The organism is Intrasporangium sp. (assembly GCF_039812505.1).
GTDB lineage: Bacteria > Actinomycetota > Actinomycetes > Actinomycetales > Dermatophilaceae > Intrasporangium_A.
Genome location: NZ_JBDIAQ010000006.1, coordinates 21,214 through 36,105, shown reverse-complemented (window position 1 = coordinate 36,105; position 14,892 = coordinate 21,214). Strand labels below are relative to the sequence as shown.

The following is a 14,892-nucleotide window of genomic DNA, read 5'->3' as shown; positions in this document are numbered from 1 at the left end:
TTCGGGGTGTCGGCAGCCCGGGTGACCCTGCCAGCCCGCTTGTGGCTAGGTGCCCGGGCCGGCGGCATCGGACCCGGCGGCCAGCAGCCGCTCGGACAGCGCGCGCAGCAGGGGGATCGCCGCTGCCAGGACGGCGCGCTCGTCGGGTCCGAGGGTCGACAGGTTGGCGGCCAGCCCGGCGACGTTGTCGCGCCGCAGGTCCTCGATCGCGTGTCGGCCCAGGTCGGTCAGGGTCAGCAGGACGGCACGGGCGTCCTGGGGGTCCCGGGTGCGCGCTGCCCAGCCCGCGCCCACCAGCAGCTCGATCAGGCGGCTCGTGCTCGCCGGCGAGATCCCCATCCGCGCGGCGAGGTCACCGGCGCGCAGGCCGGCCTCGGCGTGCGCCAGCGCCGCGAGCGCGGCCAGCCGGGTCGGCGTGATGCCGGACCGCGTGGCCGGGGCCCGCAGGTGGTAGGCCAGCCGGTTCACCTCGGCGCGCAGGTCTCCGGCGAGTCGGCGCAGCGCCTCGTCGGCGTCCCCACCATCGGCACCCTCACCAACGCGACCCTCGCCAGCACGACGGTGCGCGGTGCGGTCGGCGTCCCGCGGCTGCGCGACGACATCGAGCGGCGCGGCGCTCACCCGCTCCCCCTGCCCGCGCCCCGGTCCTGGGCCACGGCGGCGACCCCACCAGCAGTGGCGGCGCCCGCGCCGGTGCCGACCGTGCTGTCGACGCTGGGGGCCGGCGGCGACTCGACGGGGACCGGGTCCTCCGGGTAGATGTACTTCCCGCCGCGCAGCCAGGACGCCCATGCGGCGATGAGGCAGGCCGCGATGGCGAACCCGAACGCGACGACCAGCCCGTCGTGGAAGGGGGCCGAGATGAGCGAGGGGAAGAAGGCGCGACCGGTCAGGTAGCTCGCGTCGGCGGTCGACAGGTGGTGCAGCACGCCCGGCCCGAGCAGCGTGCCGATCGGGTTGTAGCCGAGAAGCGAGGCGAACAGGACCGCGACCGGCGGCAGCGCGGCCAGCTGGTGGGCCTGGGGGGCAGGGACCCCGTGCGCGCTCAGTCCGGCGACCATCGCGTGGGGCAGACCGCCGGACAGCCCGGTGATCATGAGGGAGAAGAAGATCCCGATCGACAGGACCATCGCGGAGTTCTGGAACGTCGTGCTCATCCCGGAGCCGACGCCGCGGCGGGTCGGTGGCAGCGAGTTCATGATCCCGGTGCGGTTCGGCGCGGCGAACAGCCCCATGCCCAGCCCGCCCACGAGCAGCGCCCCGGCGAACTCGGGATACCCGAACTGCACCGGCAGCAGGAGCAGCCAGCCGAAGCTGGCCGCGGCGATGAGCATCCCGCCGGTCGCGAACGACCGTGCCCCGAACCGGTCGGAGAGCCAGCCCGAGGTCGGGCCCGCGACGAGGAAGCCGACCGTCATCGGCAGCATGAAGATGCCGGCCCAGAGGGGGGTCTGCTCGAACGAGTAGCCATGCTCCGGCAGCCAGATGCCCTGCAGCCAGATGATCAGGATGAACATCAGGCCGCCGCGGCCGAGCCCGGACAGCAGGCTGGCGAGGTTGCCGGCGGAGAAGGCGCGGATCCGGAACAGCTCGAGGTTGAACATCGGGTGGGCCACCCGGGTCTCGATGATGCAGAACCCGACGAGCACGACCGTGCCGCCGACCAGCGCCGCGAGCACCATCGGGTTGGTCCAGCCCATCACGTGGCGCCCGTAGGGCTGGATGCCATAGGTGATCCCGACGAGGATCGCGACCAGCCCGATGCCGAAGGTCGCATTGCCCCACCAGTCCATCCCCGCGTCGTGCCGCACCCCCGTGTCGCGCAGCTTGAGGTAGGCCCAGACGGTGCCGAACAGGCTGACCGGCACCGAGACCAGGAAGACCAGGTGCCACTCGACGGGGGCGAGCAGGCCGCCGATGACCAGGCCGATGAACGACCCGGCGATGCCGGCGACCATGTTGAGCCCGAGGGCGAGCCCGCGCTGGTCGGGCGGGAACGCGTCGGTGATGATCGCGCTCGAGTTCGCCATCAGCAGGGCGCCGCCCACGCCCTGCACGATGCGCATGACGATGAGGTAAAGGGCGCCGGCGTCGCCGGTCAGCCACGTGACGCTGAGCAGCACCGAGGAGATGGTGAAGACGAGGAAGCCGAGGTTGTACATCCGGACCCGGCCGAACATGTCGCCCAGCCGGCCGAAGCTGACGACCAGGACGGCGGTGACGACCAGGTAGCCCATGATGAGCCACAGCAGGTAGCTCGAGTTGCCCGGCGCGAGCGGGTCGACGTGCAGCCCACGGAAGATGTCCGGCAGGGCGATGAGCAGGATCGAGCTGTTGATGGTGGCGATGAGCACGCCGAGCGTCGTGTTCGACAGCGCGACCCACTTGTACCGGGGGCCAAGGGTCTCGTTCATTTGTTTCGAGCGTACGAAGCATTTCTGCGAGGACGCTGGATGGTCGGGAGCGATGCGGAACCGCCCCCGACGACGCAGGTATGCCGCCCAGCCGCCGCTGGTCACGACACCCGGGTCTTCTCGCGTCAAGTCACCGGCCCAGGGCGCTCTGCCCGGTCTTCCTGGCTCGCAGCCGCTCGCCCGCGAGCGCTGCGCGTGGCGTGCGGGCGCCTGGGCGAGCATCTGGGTGCCGCACGACGCGGTGGAACTTGTCGGTCACCAGGGCCCGTGCCCCCCCAACACGTCGCGCACCGTTGGCGTACCAGGCCGACGCGACGATCACGATGGCCGAACGTATGAGCACGGCAGAGCGCGACCCCTACCACGGCAACAGTCCTGAGGATGTCTGGGACGCGGGGTACGAGGCCGCTCTCGCTGGCCGATCACAGGTCAGCAACCCGTTCCGTACAGGCGAGGCCGAACTACTCGACGAGCTCGGGAAACTCGACAGGCGCGGCAAGGGCTTTCGCGCACCAGCCAAGGTGGCCCAGGCTAGTGAGAGCACCTCCGTTCAGGCTGACGCCAACCGGGACGACGACGGAGCAAGACGAGCGCGGCCACTCCGACGGTGGCCTCGCATAGCCAGACGGTGACGTTGGGCGGGGTGCGCGGGTAGCCGTGCAGCATTGGCAGGTCCCGGGCGCCGAGCGTCAGCCGGGCCACAGGCTCGAGCAGGAGCGTCCCGACGACGACCACGGCGATGGCCCTGAGGCGCCGAGCGCTCCACGACCACGCGAGCAGACCGGCGACGACCCCGGTGACGATGCCGATGGTCAGCCAAGGGATCCCCCCGGGCCGACCCAGCAGGAAGGTGGAGAACCAGCGCCCGTAGGCGCCGCCGATGCCGTCCGCGAGGCCGCTGTCCGCGCTGCTCTCCCGGCCGACCCGATGCAGCCCGTAGAAGCCGGCGATCATCATCCCTCCAGTGGCCGCTCCGAGGAGCGCGGACCGCCCGCTGGACAGCGAATGACGTGCGGCTGCCCAGGCCACGGTGAGGAAGGGCAGGACGAGGTAGGGGGCCGAGAGGTTGGCGACCCAGAACTCCTCAGGGTCCTGGGGTGCGGGGACGGACGACGTCACCCAGCCGTAGGCGTAGCCCACGAACAGGGCGGCCAGGACCGTGGCGGCCGGCGAGGTCCGTGCCCTGGAGCACATGCGACGAACCCTAGCGAGCGGTGCGGTGCTCATGCCGCGGGGCCGCTGGCGGCTCGCCGGTTCGACCCGACCAGGTTCATCCTGATCGCGGTGCTGACGAGGGCTTCCCGACGGCGACCTCGGCCGCCACCCTGCACGACCGAGGGCAGGCCCAAGCGGTCGAACAGGTAGTCGACGTGATGATCCACGGCGCGCCGGCTCACGCTCAAGCCGCGGCGCTGGAGCCGCTCTGTGACCTCGGCCGACGTCGGCAGGCGGGCCGACTGTCCCCGGGTCTGCCACGGAAGGCACAGCTCTTCGAGCACGGCGAAATAGACGGCGTCGCGGCGAAGGCTTGGGGTCGACGCGGCCCCCGGACAGTGTCGCTGTGCTGGTGTCGGGCGCACCAGCGGCTCCGGTCCGAAGACCAGTACTCGGCTCGAGCCGACCACGTCGGGGAAGTCCATGATCGCCAGCTCGAACGGGATCACGGTGTCGACCCGACCGGGGCCGACGAGAATCTGCTGCTGCGGATCCTCCAGGTCGCGACACCTCACCACGCCCGTGTCGACCTCGTTGGAGACCGACCAGTGCGCCGGGTGGGCCGAGACCTCGATCGCGAAGGGTGTCCACGGAGCCCGTCCGACGACCAGGTCGACCGTGCACCTGCCACACGCGCAGGCACCAACCCAGATCGAGTCGCCCGCGCCAAGCCGAGCCGTTGCGGCTGGTCTTCCGTCCCCACCTTCCACGGTGAGGACGAGGACCTCGTCAGCATCGGACATCGCTCCTCCTGTTCGTCGACGCACACAGCCTGTGCTCCGTTCCCCGCAGCCGGGAAGCGGGCACTTGAGGCCGCGGCGGCCCGAGGACGGATCCGGTCACGACGGGCGGGGTTGACCCAATTGGGCCAATGGACCAAAGTGCCCGCTGTCGCATCGATGGCGACGACTCCCAAGATCTGCTCAGCAAGCCACATCATCAGGGAGTCATCATGAGCAAGCGCAGGTTCGTCCAGGTCATCGCCATGGCGGTCCTCGCTCTCGGCAGTGTCGTCGGTGCGTCCGGCGCAGCGACGGGAGCCCACTCGGACCTCGCGACCCACGGGGCCGCTCGGAGCGAGACCTTCGTGCTCGCGATGGGCAGCGGGTCCAACAACTGGGGCTGGGAATGAGCGCCCGCAGGATCTGGAGCGGTGGGCTCGTCGTCTCGCTGGCCGGTGTGCTCGCCCTGACGGCGTGCAGCGCCGGCGAGCCACAGGGACCTCCCACCCTCACCGCCGCGGAGGCGACCCAGGAGTACCTGACCGAAGCCGGCCAGCTGACCCTGGCCCCGGACTCGTCCTGGCCGAGCCAGCCCATCGCCGGCACGGCCGAGGACGGGATCCCGATGATCTACGAGCCCGGTTTCGGTCGCCAAGCCGCCGACTCGTTCTGGTTCTGCTCGTGGAGCGGTCGCGCCCTCGACGTCGCGGTCACCGAGAGCGACCGTCAGGCAGCGATCGCTGAGCTGGACAAGATCCGGACGACGTACTTCTATACCAAGGCCCTCGCTCCGGAGTCGCGACCGATCCTCGACAAAGTGCTGGACAGTACGCGCCTCGGGGACCTGACGCCGCTGCGCAACGACCACGAGATGAACTGTCCCCACGAGGACGGCACCTGATGCGCGGCCGATGGGTCGGGCTGGCCGCGTTGGCCCTCGTGACCGCCGGCTGCGCCCCCGGGGCTACGACGCTCACGGACGGTGGCACGGCAGGCGCGGAGTCGTCGCGGGAGTCGGTCGAGTCGGTCGAGGCGGTCGCCGGTTCGGTCGAGAGCACGCTGGTCCTCGAGGCGGTCGTGCAGCCATCGGCTCCGGTAACGGTCACCGCGCGCGCGGCGGGTCGGTACTCACTCGTCGACGAGAACCTGCGGCTGAGCTCGGGTGGGAGCCGCTCGCAGGCCGTCGCGCTGCCGACTGGGATCGTCGTTGACGAGCTCACCGTCTCCTCCGCGAGCGAGGTCCCGGTGAACCATCCGGTGGCCCGGGGACACACCCGTGGGTTCGCTCTCGTCGCGAAGGTGCCGGCCTCCGCGCTCTACCGGCTGTACTCGCCTCCACGCGGCGCCCGCGGGCAGATCGACAAAGGTCCGGGCCCGTTCGCCTGCATCCTGGTCGACCCCGTCCCACAGCCGGGCGACGGCGAGGCCACCCTGACCTGTGCCGTGCCTGACAGCGTGCACGTCTACGCGGGCATGCCTGGACTCCTGTCGGTGAGGACCGGGTTCGCGCGGGACGTTGTCGTCCTGCCGCTCGAGGCGATCGCCGGTGACGCCTCGTCGGGGACCGTGCTCGTGCTGCGACCGGGCCGCGCTCCGGAGGAGCGTGAGGTCCATCTGGGGGTGAGCGACGGCAGTCGCATCGCCGTCCTCTCCGGCCTCCGTGCCGGCGAGACCGTCCGGGTTCCCGGGCCGGACCTCGGGGGACGGTCGTGACCACCCTGACCCTCGAAGGTGTGGAGAAGGCGGTGAAGAACCGGCGTGGCGACCCCCTCCCCGTCCTGCGGGGAATAGACCTTTCGGTCGCGTCGGGCGGGTCGGTTGCAGTGGTCGGCCGGTCGGGGTCCGGGAAGAGCACCCTGCTCGCGGTCATGGGACTGCTGGACCGTGCCACCAGCGGCTCCTATCGCATCGACGGCGTCGACGTCGCCTCGCTTGGCGAACGCTGCCGGGATGCGCTGCGCGCCGACACGTTCGGGTTCGTGTTCCAGCGCTTCTGCCTGCTCTCGCACCTGACGGCCCAGGAGAACGTCGAGGTCGCACTGGCACACCGTGGCATTCGTCGCAACCGGGCCCGCCGCGCGGTCTCGGCGCTGGACGAGGTGGGCCTGGGGGACCGGCTGAGCCACCGGCCACCGCAGCTCTCGGGCGGCGAACAGCAGCGCGTCGCGCTCGCGAGGGCCCTCACCGCCCGTCCCACGATCATCCTCGCGGACGAGCCGACCGGAGCCCTGGACGAGTCGACCGCAGGTGACGTGATGGCGCTCATGCTCTCAAGGGTGAGCGCGGCCGGCTCCTCACTCGTCGTGGTCACGCACGACGCCCAGGTGGCGAGGTCGCTGGGGCGGGTCATCGAGCTGCGGGCCGGGCGAGTGGTGACCGATGTGGCTGCCTGACGTTGTTCGCATGGCCGGGCAGGGGGTCCGAACGCGTCCGCTGCGCAACGGCCTCACTGCCTTGAGCCTGCTGATCGGTGTCCTCACGGTCGTGCTGGTCCAGGGGTCCAGCGAGGTGATCGCCTCGGCAACCGTTCACCGGGCGCTGCTCGCACAAGGGCCCGCGACCACGGTGCGGGTCTCCCTCGAGGTGACTCCAGGCGACCCCGATCCGACCCGCTGGTGGCGCCCCACGCTCGCGCGGACGGTCCGGGCGACGGGTGGCCGGGTCGTGTCGGTGGCCGCGTACGGGCCGGCGAAGCTGACCACCGGCGACGGGCCGATGGACGTCGAGACTGTCGCGATCTCGACCGACCTGCGAGGAGTTCGACCCCTCGAGGTGCTCCGCGGCAGGTGGTTCACCGAGGCTCCGTACCTCGTGCCGGAGGTCCTCCTCAACCGTCGCGCGGGCTCCCGGCTGGTAGCCGGTGAGGTCGTCACGATCGGTGCCGGGGCGGGGACGGCGCCAGTGCGCGCACGCGTTCGCGGAGTAGTGGAGGACGGGACGGACGTGGCCACCGTCTACGTGCGCGACCGCGACCGCGATCTCCTGTCCCGGGCCGGGATGGCACCGACGTCACAGGCCGTGCTGCTCACCGGCGGGGACGAGCGCGTCCTGCGCGGCAGGGTCGCGGATCTCGCCGCGGTGGCCGGCCGGCAGTCGAGCGTGGCGGACGTTGCCCGCAACGACACGATGACCACCTTCGAGGACCAGCTCAGGACGAGCCGGTCGCTCCTGTTGTCCATCGCCGCCCTGAGCCTTCTCGTGGGCACGCTCGGCATCCTCAACATCGGCCTGGCGACCCTGCGCGACCGGTCCGAGGAGTGGGCGATCCGTCGGGCGCTCGGCGCGTCCCGGGCGCACGTCCTCGCCCTGGTGCTCGTCGAGTCGCAGGTCGTCGCGCTCGCAGCAGCAGCCGTGGCCCTCGTCAGCGCCTGGTTCCTCGTGCCGTGGGCACTGGGCCGGATGAGCGACGTGTCGGTGGCTCCGGTGCCCCTGCCCTGGCGGGCCGCTGCCCTCGGAGTGTTGGCGTCCTCATCGGCGGCGTTCATCGGTGCCGTGGCGCCCGCCCTCCGGACCTCTCGGATCGCGCTCTCCAGCCTGCTGCGGTAGCCTCCGGATCAGCCGGACGGGGCCGATTTGCGCTCGGCCTCACGGCCCGCTCGGAGGGGGCTGCGTGCTCAACTACCTGGGGATGGACTCGCTGACCCACCGCGTGTATCTCACGTTGGCCAGCCAGCCCGTGGCGGGGATCGAGGCGCTGGCTCGCCTGCTCGACCTGTCCGAGGACGACGTCCGCACGGGCCTGAACCGACTCTCGGCCATCGCCCTCGCCGAGCTTGACTCCTCTGGGGAACCGACCAGGATCGTCGACCCCTCTGTCGGGCTGAAGGCGCTGCTGGCTCAGGAGCGCCTCGAGCTGGCCGAGCGGCAGTCGCAGGTCGAACGGGCACAGCTCCAGATCGAGCAGTGGCTGGCCGCCAACAGCGCCGCGCACAATGCGGATCCGCACCTGACGATCACCGCCTTGCACGGGCTGGATGCGGTCCGGGACAAGCTCGTCGAGCTGGCCCGTGAGTGCCGCGACGAGGTCTGGTCGTTCAACCCGGGCGGTGGGCAGTCGAACGAACAGCTGCGCAGCGCGAGCCCGCTCAACGCGGACACCCTCGCCCGAGGGGTCTCGATGAGGGCCGTCTATCTTGACACCGCGCTCAACCACGCAGGGACGGCCGAATACCTCAAGGCGCTCTCTGACCTCGGCGCCCAGGTGCGGACGGTCCCGATCCTTCCCGTGCGGATGTTGGTCGTCGACCGCGAGGTGGCGCTCGTCCCAATCGACGAGCGTGACACCTCGCTGGGTGCGGTCGAGGTCCGCAACCGTGGCCTCGTCGCGGGGCTGGTTGCGTTGTTCCTCACCACCTGGCGGGTGGGCCGACCCTTCGGGACCCGCCCCATGCGTCTGCCCAGCGGCCTGCGGGAGCAGGAACGTCTGGCTGTCGTGCTCTGGGCCCAGGGCTCGACGGACGAAGCCGTCGCACGTCGTCTCGGTGTCTCGCCGCGCACCGTGCGGCGGATGAGCGAGACGCTTTCCGCCTCGGTCAAGGCCCGCAGCCGGTTCGAGCTGGGAGCGCGGGCGATGGCGCTCGGATGGGTCAGCGAGGAAGATCTGCTCTGACCACGGTCACGACCCCGTGGGTCGAGAGGTCTGTGAAGGCGGCCTCGACCGCCGCGTCGTGACGGGCGACCTCGGCCGGATCGCTGTCGCCGTCCGCAGCCCGGACGAACACCAGACCCTGCCAGCCGAGGGCGGTCCTGACCCAGTAGCAGTGCTCCACGCCGACCGCCGCGGCGCTCGCGACCAACGTGTCTCGCAACTCGCCGGGGGACGTCGTCAGCCCGGGGGCGACCACCTCGTACCAGATGACTCGCATCGCTCACCTCCTGACGAAGGAGCCGGGTGGGGCTCAGGGCCCGACCCGGCTCTCGTCGTGCGCGTCCGTGCGTATCGCGCGACAACCCGTCAGTAGGACTGGGTGCCGGAGAAGTTGTAGTCCTTCTGGTTGCAGGCGCTGCTGACCTGCTTGAAGGAGTTGTAGAACTTGCGGCCGTTGGCGACGCTCGAAGCCTGGGTACGCCAGATGTCGGTCTCGCTGTAGGCGAAGCTCACGACGTTGCCGATCGTGAGGTTCGAGGCGTCCCGCGACTTGAAGTTCAGGCCGCCCTTGTTGAGGTCGGAGAAGATGACCTTCATGGCGCCCGTGCCCTCCTTGTACCGGGCGGTCGAGGAGTTGTACCAGGCCCACCCGGCACTGGAGCACGGCGAGTAGACGGTGCCGCTGATGGCGTGGTTGCTCGCGGCCTGGGCCGTGCCGACCCCAGTGACGAGGAAGGCGGCGGCCAAGGCGGAGGCGCCGAGCGCCTTGAGGTTGCGCGTGATGTGCATGGACCGATCCTTTCGGCGGTGTCGCCCGGGCATCTCCCGGACGGCGTGCGACTAGGGTCGCCACTGAGGCGCTCCGCGAACATCGGGGCGGTCCGGCGCAGGCCCTCTTGACCGGGGTGCGCTGCCGCTGCTATCCAGCGTTCGCGACAGCCGCGCTCCTTGCGAGGGGGCGCCGGCTGTGATCGGCCGAGGGCCAGGTGGGCGGATCGGAGGGCTGCTCGCCGAGACCCGGACGTACCTGCCATCCCGACGTGTCGCCGGCAGGTGCCCACGCAGACCACCGCACAGTCGTTCCCGAGGGGACGAGCGGGCCCGCTCGGCCGCGCGCGCCGCTGCTACCGGGCCCAGCGGGGCGGACGCTTCTGCAGGAACGCCCGCATCCCCTCGGCGGCCTCCTCGCTCATGAACAGCCGGGTGGACTGCTCGATGACCCGGTCGCGACCGGCGTCGAAGGCGGCCAGGATGGCGTCGTTGACCAGCAGCTTCGTCTCGCGCAGGCCTTGGGGCGACACGACCCGCAGGTCGGTCAGCAGCCGGGCGAGGGCGGCCTCCCGCTCCTCGGTCGTCTCGGTGACGAAGCCGACCCGGGCCGCTTCCGAGGCACCGAACACCTCTCCGGTCAGGCACAGCCGCGCGGCGGCCCGGTCACCCAGCCGCGACAGCACGACGAGGCTGATGATCGAGGGCGCCACCCCGATCCTGGCCTCGGTGAGGGCGAACGTGGACCGCGGCCCCGACACCACGATGTCGCAGGCGCCGATGATGCCCATGCCGCCGGCCCGGACGTGCCCGTCGATGCTCGCGACGACCGGGGTGCCCAGCGTCAGGATCGTCCGGAGCAGCTCGACGAGCTGCTCGCTGCGCGCGGTGGCCGCGTCGGAGCCGCTGCGCTGCGCCGCCTCGGTCAGGTCGACGCCGGCGCAGAACGTGGTGCCGGTGTGGGTCAGCACGACGACCCGCACCTCCTGCTGCTCGTCGGCCCGCCACAGGGCCTGCAGCAGCTGCCGGACGAGCCGGTCCGACAGGGCGTTGCGGTTGTGCGGCGAGTCGAGGGTGATCGTCGCGACACCGCGCTCGACCGTGTGGTGGACCAGCTCTTCCCGGGCCTGTTCCGTGCTCATCCGGTCGCTCCTTCGGGTCGCGGGGTCGTTGCCATCGTAGAACCGGGTACTCACCGGTAACGTAGGTTCTGTCCGGCGGCGAGGCCGGAGACCCGAGGAGGCCAGTGATGACCAGCACCACCGAGGACAGCCGGACCGAGACCAGAGACGGACACCACGTCGAAGCCACCGAGCGCGAGGCCCGCGCGGTCGCCGAGGCCGCCCGTGAGACCGGGTGGGAGCGACCGAGCTTCGCCAAGGGCCTGTACCTCGGCGACTTCGACATCGACCTGATCCACCCCCAGCCCCGGGCGAACGCCGAGGACGAGGCACGTGGCGAGGAGTTCCTCGAGCGGCTCCGGATCGTGCTGAAGGGAATGGACGCGGCGGTCATCGAGCGCGAGGACCGCATCCCCGACGACTACGTCGCGGCGCTCGCGGAGGTCGGGGCCTTCGGCATGAAGATCCCCCGCGAGTACGGCGGCCTGGGCCTGACGATGTCCTCGTACGGCAAGGCCCTCATGCTGGTCGGCTCGGTCCATGCCAGCCTCGGGGCGCTGCTGTCCGCGCACCAGTCGATCGGCGTCCCGGAGCCGGTCAAGCTCGTCGGCACCGAGGAGCAGAAGCGGGAGTTCCTGCCGCGCTGCGCGGCCGGTGCGATCTCGGCCTTCCTGCTCACCGAGCCCGACGTCGGCTCGGACCCCGCCCGGATGGCGACCACCGCCACCCCCACCCCCGACGGGTCCGCCTACCTGCTCGACGGGGTGAAGCTGTGGACCACCAACGGGGTGGTCGCCGAGCTGCTCGTCGTGATGGCGCGAGTGCCCGCGCACGAGGGCGGACGCGGGGGCATCACCGCCTTCGTCGTCGAGAGCTCCACCACGGGGATCACCGTCGAGCGGCGCAACTCGTTCATGGGCCTGAAGGGCCTCGAGAACGGGCTCACCCGCCTCGACCAGGTGCGCGTCCCCGCCGAGAACCGGCTGGGCCGCGAGGGCGAGGGCCTCAAGATCGCGCTGACCACCCTCAACGCGGGACGGCTGTCGATCCCGGCCATGTGCGCGGCGGCGGGCAAGTGGTCGCTCAAGATCGCCCGCGAGTGGTCGGCCACCCGCGTGCAGTGGGGCCGGCCGGTCGGCGAGCACGCCGCGGTGGCGCAGAAGATCGCCTTCATCGCCGCCACCACCTTCGCGCTGGAGGCCATGACCGAGCTGGCGACCCGGCTGGCCGACGCGGGCAGCAAGGACATCCGGATCGAGGCGGCCCTGGCCAAGCTGTGGTCCAGCGAGATGGCGTGGCGCATCGCCGACGAGCTGGTCCAGATCCGTGGCGGGCGCGGCTACGAGACGGCCGCCTCGCTCGCCGCCCGGGGCGAGCGGGCGGTGCCCGTCGAGCAGCTGCTGCGCGACATGCGGATCAACCGGGTCTTCGAGGGCTCCACCGAGATCATGCACCTGCTCATCGCGCGCGAGGCCGTCGACGCGCACCTGAAGGCAGCCGGCGCCCTGGCCGACCAGGACGCCTCCCTCGAGGACAAGGCGCGGGCCGCGGCCGGCGCCAGCGGGTTCTACGCGAAGTGGCTGCCGCGGCTCGTCGCCGGACGGGGGGACGTGCCGACCGCCTATGCCGAGTTCGGCTCCCTGGCCCACCACCTCCGGTTCGTCGAGCGGTCCAGCCGCAAGCTGGCGCGCCAGACGTTCTACGGGATGTCCCGGTGGCAGGCCAGGCTGGAGTACCGGCAGGTCTTCCTCGGCCGGGTCGTGGACATCGGGGCCGAGCTGTTCGCGATGGCCGCCTCGTGCACCCGCGCCGAGCTGCTCCGCCAGGACGACCCGGCCCGCGGCCAGGCCGCCTTCCAGCTGGCCGACGCCTTCTGCGACCAGTCGCGGCTGCGGGTCGAGGCGCTGTTCGACGCCCTGTGGTCCAACACCGACGACGTCGACACGCGACTGGCCAAGGGTGTCCTGGCCGGCGACTACGCGTGGCTGGAGGACGGCATCCTCGACCCCAGCGAGGGCACGGGGCCGTGGATCGCGCCCTGGCCGTCCGGGCCGAGCGAGGCGCGTTCGGTCTGGCGCTCGATGCGCTGACCGGCCAACGTGTCGGCCCACCCCCGGCGCCGCGCCGTACGACGGGGGTGGGCCCCACCTGTGGAACGAGCCGGCACCGCGGGACAATGGGGGGCCAGCATGGAGAAGGAGGAAGCCATGTCCGACGACTCGCTCACCGACATCCCGGAGCCCACCTTCACCGACGACGAGCCCCCCGACGACCGGGACGACCGGGACGTCCGTGAGGCCATGGTCGGGGCCGTGAGCGAGCCGGACGGCTCCGAGGCCGACCGGCTCGACCAGCTCACGGATGCGCCCAGCGACGCCGCGGAGGACGACTACCGCCGTTGAGCACCCGCCGCCGTATGCCGCTCAGCCGGCCGGCGGCGGCCCTTCCCTCCCGTCGTCCTCCTCCGACGACCCTGCCGCCCTGCCGTGTTCGCCGTCCGACGGCGCTGCCGTCCCGCCGTCGCCCTCCGACGGCGCCACCTCCCTGCCGTCGTCCCTCGCCCGCGCTGCCCCGGTGCCGAGGTCGGCATGCCGGCGCGGCGACGCCACCCCGACCTCGGCGATCTGGGCCACCAGCTCGTAACGGTGCCCGTAGGTCTCCAGCAGCGAGACCACCGCCGCGGCGAGCGGGATCCCGATCAGGGCGCCGATGGGCCCCCACAGTGCCACGCCGACGAACACGGCCGCGAGCGCGATCGGGGCGCTGACGTCCATCGTGCGGTTCGAGACGCGGGGGGTGAACACGTAGTTCTCGACCTGCTGGTAGACGGTCGCGAAGACGACGACCCAGACCGCGTCGAGCGGATCCACGAACAGGGCCACGAGGACGGCCGCGATGATGCCGATGTAGGTCCCGATCAGCGGGACGAGCTGGCTGGTCACCCCGGTCAGCAGGGCCAGCGGCAGCCAGCCGGGCAGCCCGAGGACGTAGAAGAAGATCGCGTGGAAGAAGGTCGACAGCGCGATGAGGATGAACTTCGAGACGACGTAGGCGCCGGTCTTGGCCGTCGAGGTCTCCCACACGGTCGCGAAGATCTCCTGCTTGTCGGGCGGCAGCCAGGACGCGACGTGCTGCAGCAGGCCCGGGCCGGACGCGGCGAGGTAGAAGGCGAAGACCACGACCGTCAGCACGTCGAACGTGATCGACCCGAGGGTCCCCAGGATGCCGAAGGCGCCCTGGGCCACGGCGCTGCCGTAGTCCGCCAGCCGGGTCAGGTCGATGGCGGAGGCGATCCGCGTCGGGTCGAGCGACAGGTGGAACGTGCCGTTGGCCCACGACACGATCCCCGACACCATCTGCGGCCACTGGATCGCCAGCTGCGAGATCTGCTCGGCGAGCGTGGTGCCGAACAGCGCCCCGACGCCCAGGACGATGACCAGGCCGGCGCACCCCGTCACCCCGGCGGCCAGCAGGCGGGGCAGGCGGTGGCGCACGAGCCACCGGATGACCGGCTCCATCGCGATCGCGATGAGCCACGCGAGCAGCAGCAGGAACAGGAAGTGTGCGGTCGCGTGGAAGGCCCACAGGGCGACGAACCAGATCGAGACGGCCACGAGCACGAAGACCACTGACCGGTGGAACGCCCTGGGCTCGAAGGCGAGCCAGGTCACGAGCCGACGGTCGGGGGGCTGGGTCGGGCTCGGAGCCGGTCCGCGCCGGCCGGCCGCGGGCTCCTGCGGGGGTGGCGCAGACGTCTCGGGGGGTGGCACCCGGACCAGCAGGCGGTGCAGCCACGACCGTGCGTCCATCGCACCTCCTTCCACGGCGTTGCTCCCCCGACGGTACCCAGCCGGCTGCCGCCCCGGTGGGCTGCCGTGGAGCCGGCACCGGTGGTGGTCCGGGTGCGTGCAGCAGGGCGGCACGGCGGCATACCGACACCGGCGGTGACATGGCACTTCGTTCCCGGTACGGGTCGGGTCCCGAACTGTTCGTTTCCGATGCTGCGGAAGCAGCGGGTCACGACAGAAGGTTGATGGACAACCTCGCCTCACGGTTCAGACACG

General features: G+C 71.5%; 16 protein-coding genes. 8 read left to right on the top strand and 8 right to left on the bottom strand.

Annotated features, from left to right (window positions below; genetic code table 11):
• Positions 1 to 45 precede the first annotated feature (45 nt).
• The 4 genes from WMI84_RS02000 to WMI84_RS01985 form a co-directional block, all read right to left on the bottom strand.
• On the bottom strand, positions 46 to 621 hold the full coding sequence (locus WMI84_RS02000; protein WP_347350324.1) for a MarR family transcriptional regulator: 576 nt from the start codon (positions 619 to 621) through the stop codon (positions 46 to 48).
• A complete protein-coding gene (locus WMI84_RS01995; protein ID WP_347350323.1) occupies positions 618 to 2,414 on the bottom strand; it encodes an MFS transporter in 1,797 nt (598 codons plus the stop codon). The genes WMI84_RS02000 and WMI84_RS01995 overlap by 4 nt, the downstream gene beginning before the upstream one ends.
• Before the next feature lie 531 nt (positions 2,415 to 2,945).
• Entirely contained in the window at positions 2,946 to 3,608 is a 663-nt protein-coding gene (locus WMI84_RS01990; protein ID WP_347350322.1) for a DUF6518 family protein, read from the bottom strand.
• Between the two features lie 29 nt (positions 3,609 to 3,637).
• Entirely contained in the window at positions 3,638 to 4,078 is a 441-nt protein-coding gene (locus WMI84_RS01985) for a hypothetical protein (protein WP_347350321.1), read from the bottom strand.
• 503 nt (positions 4,079 to 4,581) lie between these two features.
• Between WMI84_RS01985 and WMI84_RS01980 the strand changes: the two genes are divergently transcribed.
• The 6 genes from WMI84_RS01980 to WMI84_RS01955 all read left to right on the top strand — a co-directional run bounded on the left by WMI84_RS01980 (position 4,582) and on the right by WMI84_RS01955 (position 8,960).
• Positions 4,582 to 4,761, top strand: coding sequence for a hypothetical protein (locus WMI84_RS01980; protein ID WP_347350320.1), 180 nt, complete (start codon positions 4,582 to 4,584; stop codon positions 4,759 to 4,761).
• A complete protein-coding gene (locus WMI84_RS01975) occupies positions 4,758 to 5,252 on the top strand; it encodes a hypothetical protein (protein ID WP_347350319.1) in 495 nt (164 codons plus the stop codon). Before WMI84_RS01980 ends, WMI84_RS01975 begins: the two co-directional genes overlap by 4 nt.
• Positions 5,252 to 6,064: a hypothetical protein gene (locus WMI84_RS01970; protein WP_347350318.1), complete on the top strand. Its 813-nt coding sequence runs from the start codon at positions 5,252 to 5,254 to the stop codon at positions 6,062 to 6,064. The genes WMI84_RS01975 and WMI84_RS01970 overlap by 1 nt, the downstream gene beginning before the upstream one ends.
• Entirely contained in the window at positions 6,061 to 6,744 is a 684-nt protein-coding gene (locus WMI84_RS01965) for an ABC transporter ATP-binding protein (RefSeq protein ID WP_347350317.1), read from the top strand. Before WMI84_RS01970 ends, WMI84_RS01965 begins: the two co-directional genes overlap by 4 nt.
• A gap of 10 nt (positions 6,745 to 6,754) precedes the next feature.
• Positions 6,755 to 7,897: an ABC transporter permease gene (locus tag WMI84_RS01960; RefSeq protein WP_347350316.1), complete on the top strand. Its 1,143-nt coding sequence runs from the start codon at positions 6,755 to 6,757 to the stop codon at positions 7,895 to 7,897.
• 64 nt (positions 7,898 to 7,961) lie between these two features.
• Entirely contained in the window at positions 7,962 to 8,960 is a 999-nt protein-coding gene (locus WMI84_RS01955) for a helix-turn-helix domain-containing protein (protein ID WP_347350315.1), read from the top strand.
• Here the strand turns inward: WMI84_RS01955 and WMI84_RS01950 are convergent.
• The 3 genes from WMI84_RS01950 to WMI84_RS01940 all read right to left on the bottom strand — a co-directional run bounded on the left by WMI84_RS01950 (position 8,938) and on the right by WMI84_RS01940 (position 10,849).
• Positions 8,938 to 9,216, bottom strand: a complete 279-nt coding sequence (locus WMI84_RS01950) for a hypothetical protein (RefSeq protein WP_347350314.1) — start codon at positions 9,214 to 9,216, stop codon at positions 8,938 to 8,940. The two genes, WMI84_RS01955 and WMI84_RS01950, sit on opposite strands and share 23 nt — an antisense overlap.
• An 89-nt stretch (positions 9,217 to 9,305) precedes the next feature.
• Positions 9,306 to 9,728 (bottom strand): hypothetical protein, encoded by a 423-nt coding sequence (locus WMI84_RS01945; protein ID WP_347350313.1) that lies wholly within the window; start codon positions 9,726 to 9,728, stop codon positions 9,306 to 9,308.
• Positions 9,729 to 10,063: 335 nt separating this feature from the next.
• Positions 10,064 to 10,849, bottom strand: a complete 786-nt coding sequence (locus tag WMI84_RS01940) for an enoyl-CoA hydratase family protein (RefSeq protein ID WP_347350312.1) — start codon at positions 10,847 to 10,849, stop codon at positions 10,064 to 10,066.
• A gap of 107 nt (positions 10,850 to 10,956) precedes the next feature.
• Between WMI84_RS01940 and WMI84_RS01935 the strand changes: the two genes are divergently transcribed.
• Both WMI84_RS01935 and WMI84_RS01930 read left to right on the top strand, forming a co-directional pair.
• Positions 10,957 to 12,918: an acyl-CoA dehydrogenase family protein gene (locus WMI84_RS01935; RefSeq protein WP_347350311.1), complete on the top strand. Its 1,962-nt coding sequence runs from the start codon at positions 10,957 to 10,959 to the stop codon at positions 12,916 to 12,918.
• Positions 12,919 to 13,035: 117 nt separating this feature from the next.
• Complete coding sequence (locus WMI84_RS01930) at positions 13,036 to 13,230, top strand: hypothetical protein (RefSeq protein WP_347350310.1); 195 nt, start codon at positions 13,036 to 13,038, stop codon at positions 13,228 to 13,230.
• Between the two features lie 21 nt (positions 13,231 to 13,251).
• On the opposite strand, the gene WMI84_RS01925 is transcribed toward WMI84_RS01930, so the two are convergent.
• Positions 13,252 to 14,637, bottom strand: a complete 1,386-nt coding sequence (locus tag WMI84_RS01925) for an AI-2E family transporter (RefSeq protein WP_347350309.1) — start codon at positions 14,635 to 14,637, stop codon at positions 13,252 to 13,254.
• Positions 14,638 to 14,892: the final 255 nt, after the last annotated feature.

Bases quoted from the DNA above. Each gene is read 5' to 3' on its own strand.
- WMI84_RS01995 (WP_347350323.1), bottom strand. From the start codon at position 2,414: ATGAACGAGACCCTTGGCCCCCGGTACAAGTGGGTCGCGCTGTCGAAC.
- WMI84_RS01990 (WP_347350322.1), bottom strand. From the start codon at position 3,608: ATGTGCTCCAGGGCACGGACCTCGCCGGCCGCCACGGTCCTGGCCGCC.
- WMI84_RS01980 (WP_347350320.1), top strand. From the start codon at position 4,582: ATGAGCAAGCGCAGGTTCGTCCAGGTCATCGCCATGGCGGTCCTCGCT.
- WMI84_RS01975 (WP_347350319.1), top strand. From the start codon at position 4,758: ATGAGCGCCCGCAGGATCTGGAGCGGTGGGCTCGTCGTCTCGCTGGCC.
- WMI84_RS01970 (WP_347350318.1), top strand. From the start codon at position 5,252: ATGCGCGGCCGATGGGTCGGGCTGGCCGCGTTGGCCCTCGTGACCGCC.
- WMI84_RS01960 (WP_347350316.1), top strand. From the start codon at position 6,755: ATGGCCGGGCAGGGGGTCCGAACGCGTCCGCTGCGCAACGGCCTCACT.
- WMI84_RS01950 (WP_347350314.1), bottom strand. From the start codon at position 9,216: ATGCGAGTCATCTGGTACGAGGTGGTCGCCCCCGGGCTGACGACGTCC.
- WMI84_RS01945 (WP_347350313.1), bottom strand. From the start codon at position 9,728: ATGCACATCACGCGCAACCTCAAGGCGCTCGGCGCCTCCGCCTTGGCC.
- WMI84_RS01940 (WP_347350312.1), bottom strand. From the start codon at position 10,849: ATGAGCACGGAACAGGCCCGGGAAGAGCTGGTCCACCACACGGTCGAG.
- WMI84_RS01935 (WP_347350311.1), top strand. From the start codon at position 10,957: ATGACCAGCACCACCGAGGACAGCCGGACCGAGACCAGAGACGGACAC.
- WMI84_RS01930 (WP_347350310.1), top strand. From the start codon at position 13,036: ATGTCCGACGACTCGCTCACCGACATCCCGGAGCCCACCTTCACCGAC.
- WMI84_RS01925 (WP_347350309.1), bottom strand. From the start codon at position 14,637: ATGGACGCACGGTCGTGGCTGCACCGCCTGCTGGTCCGGGTGCCACCC.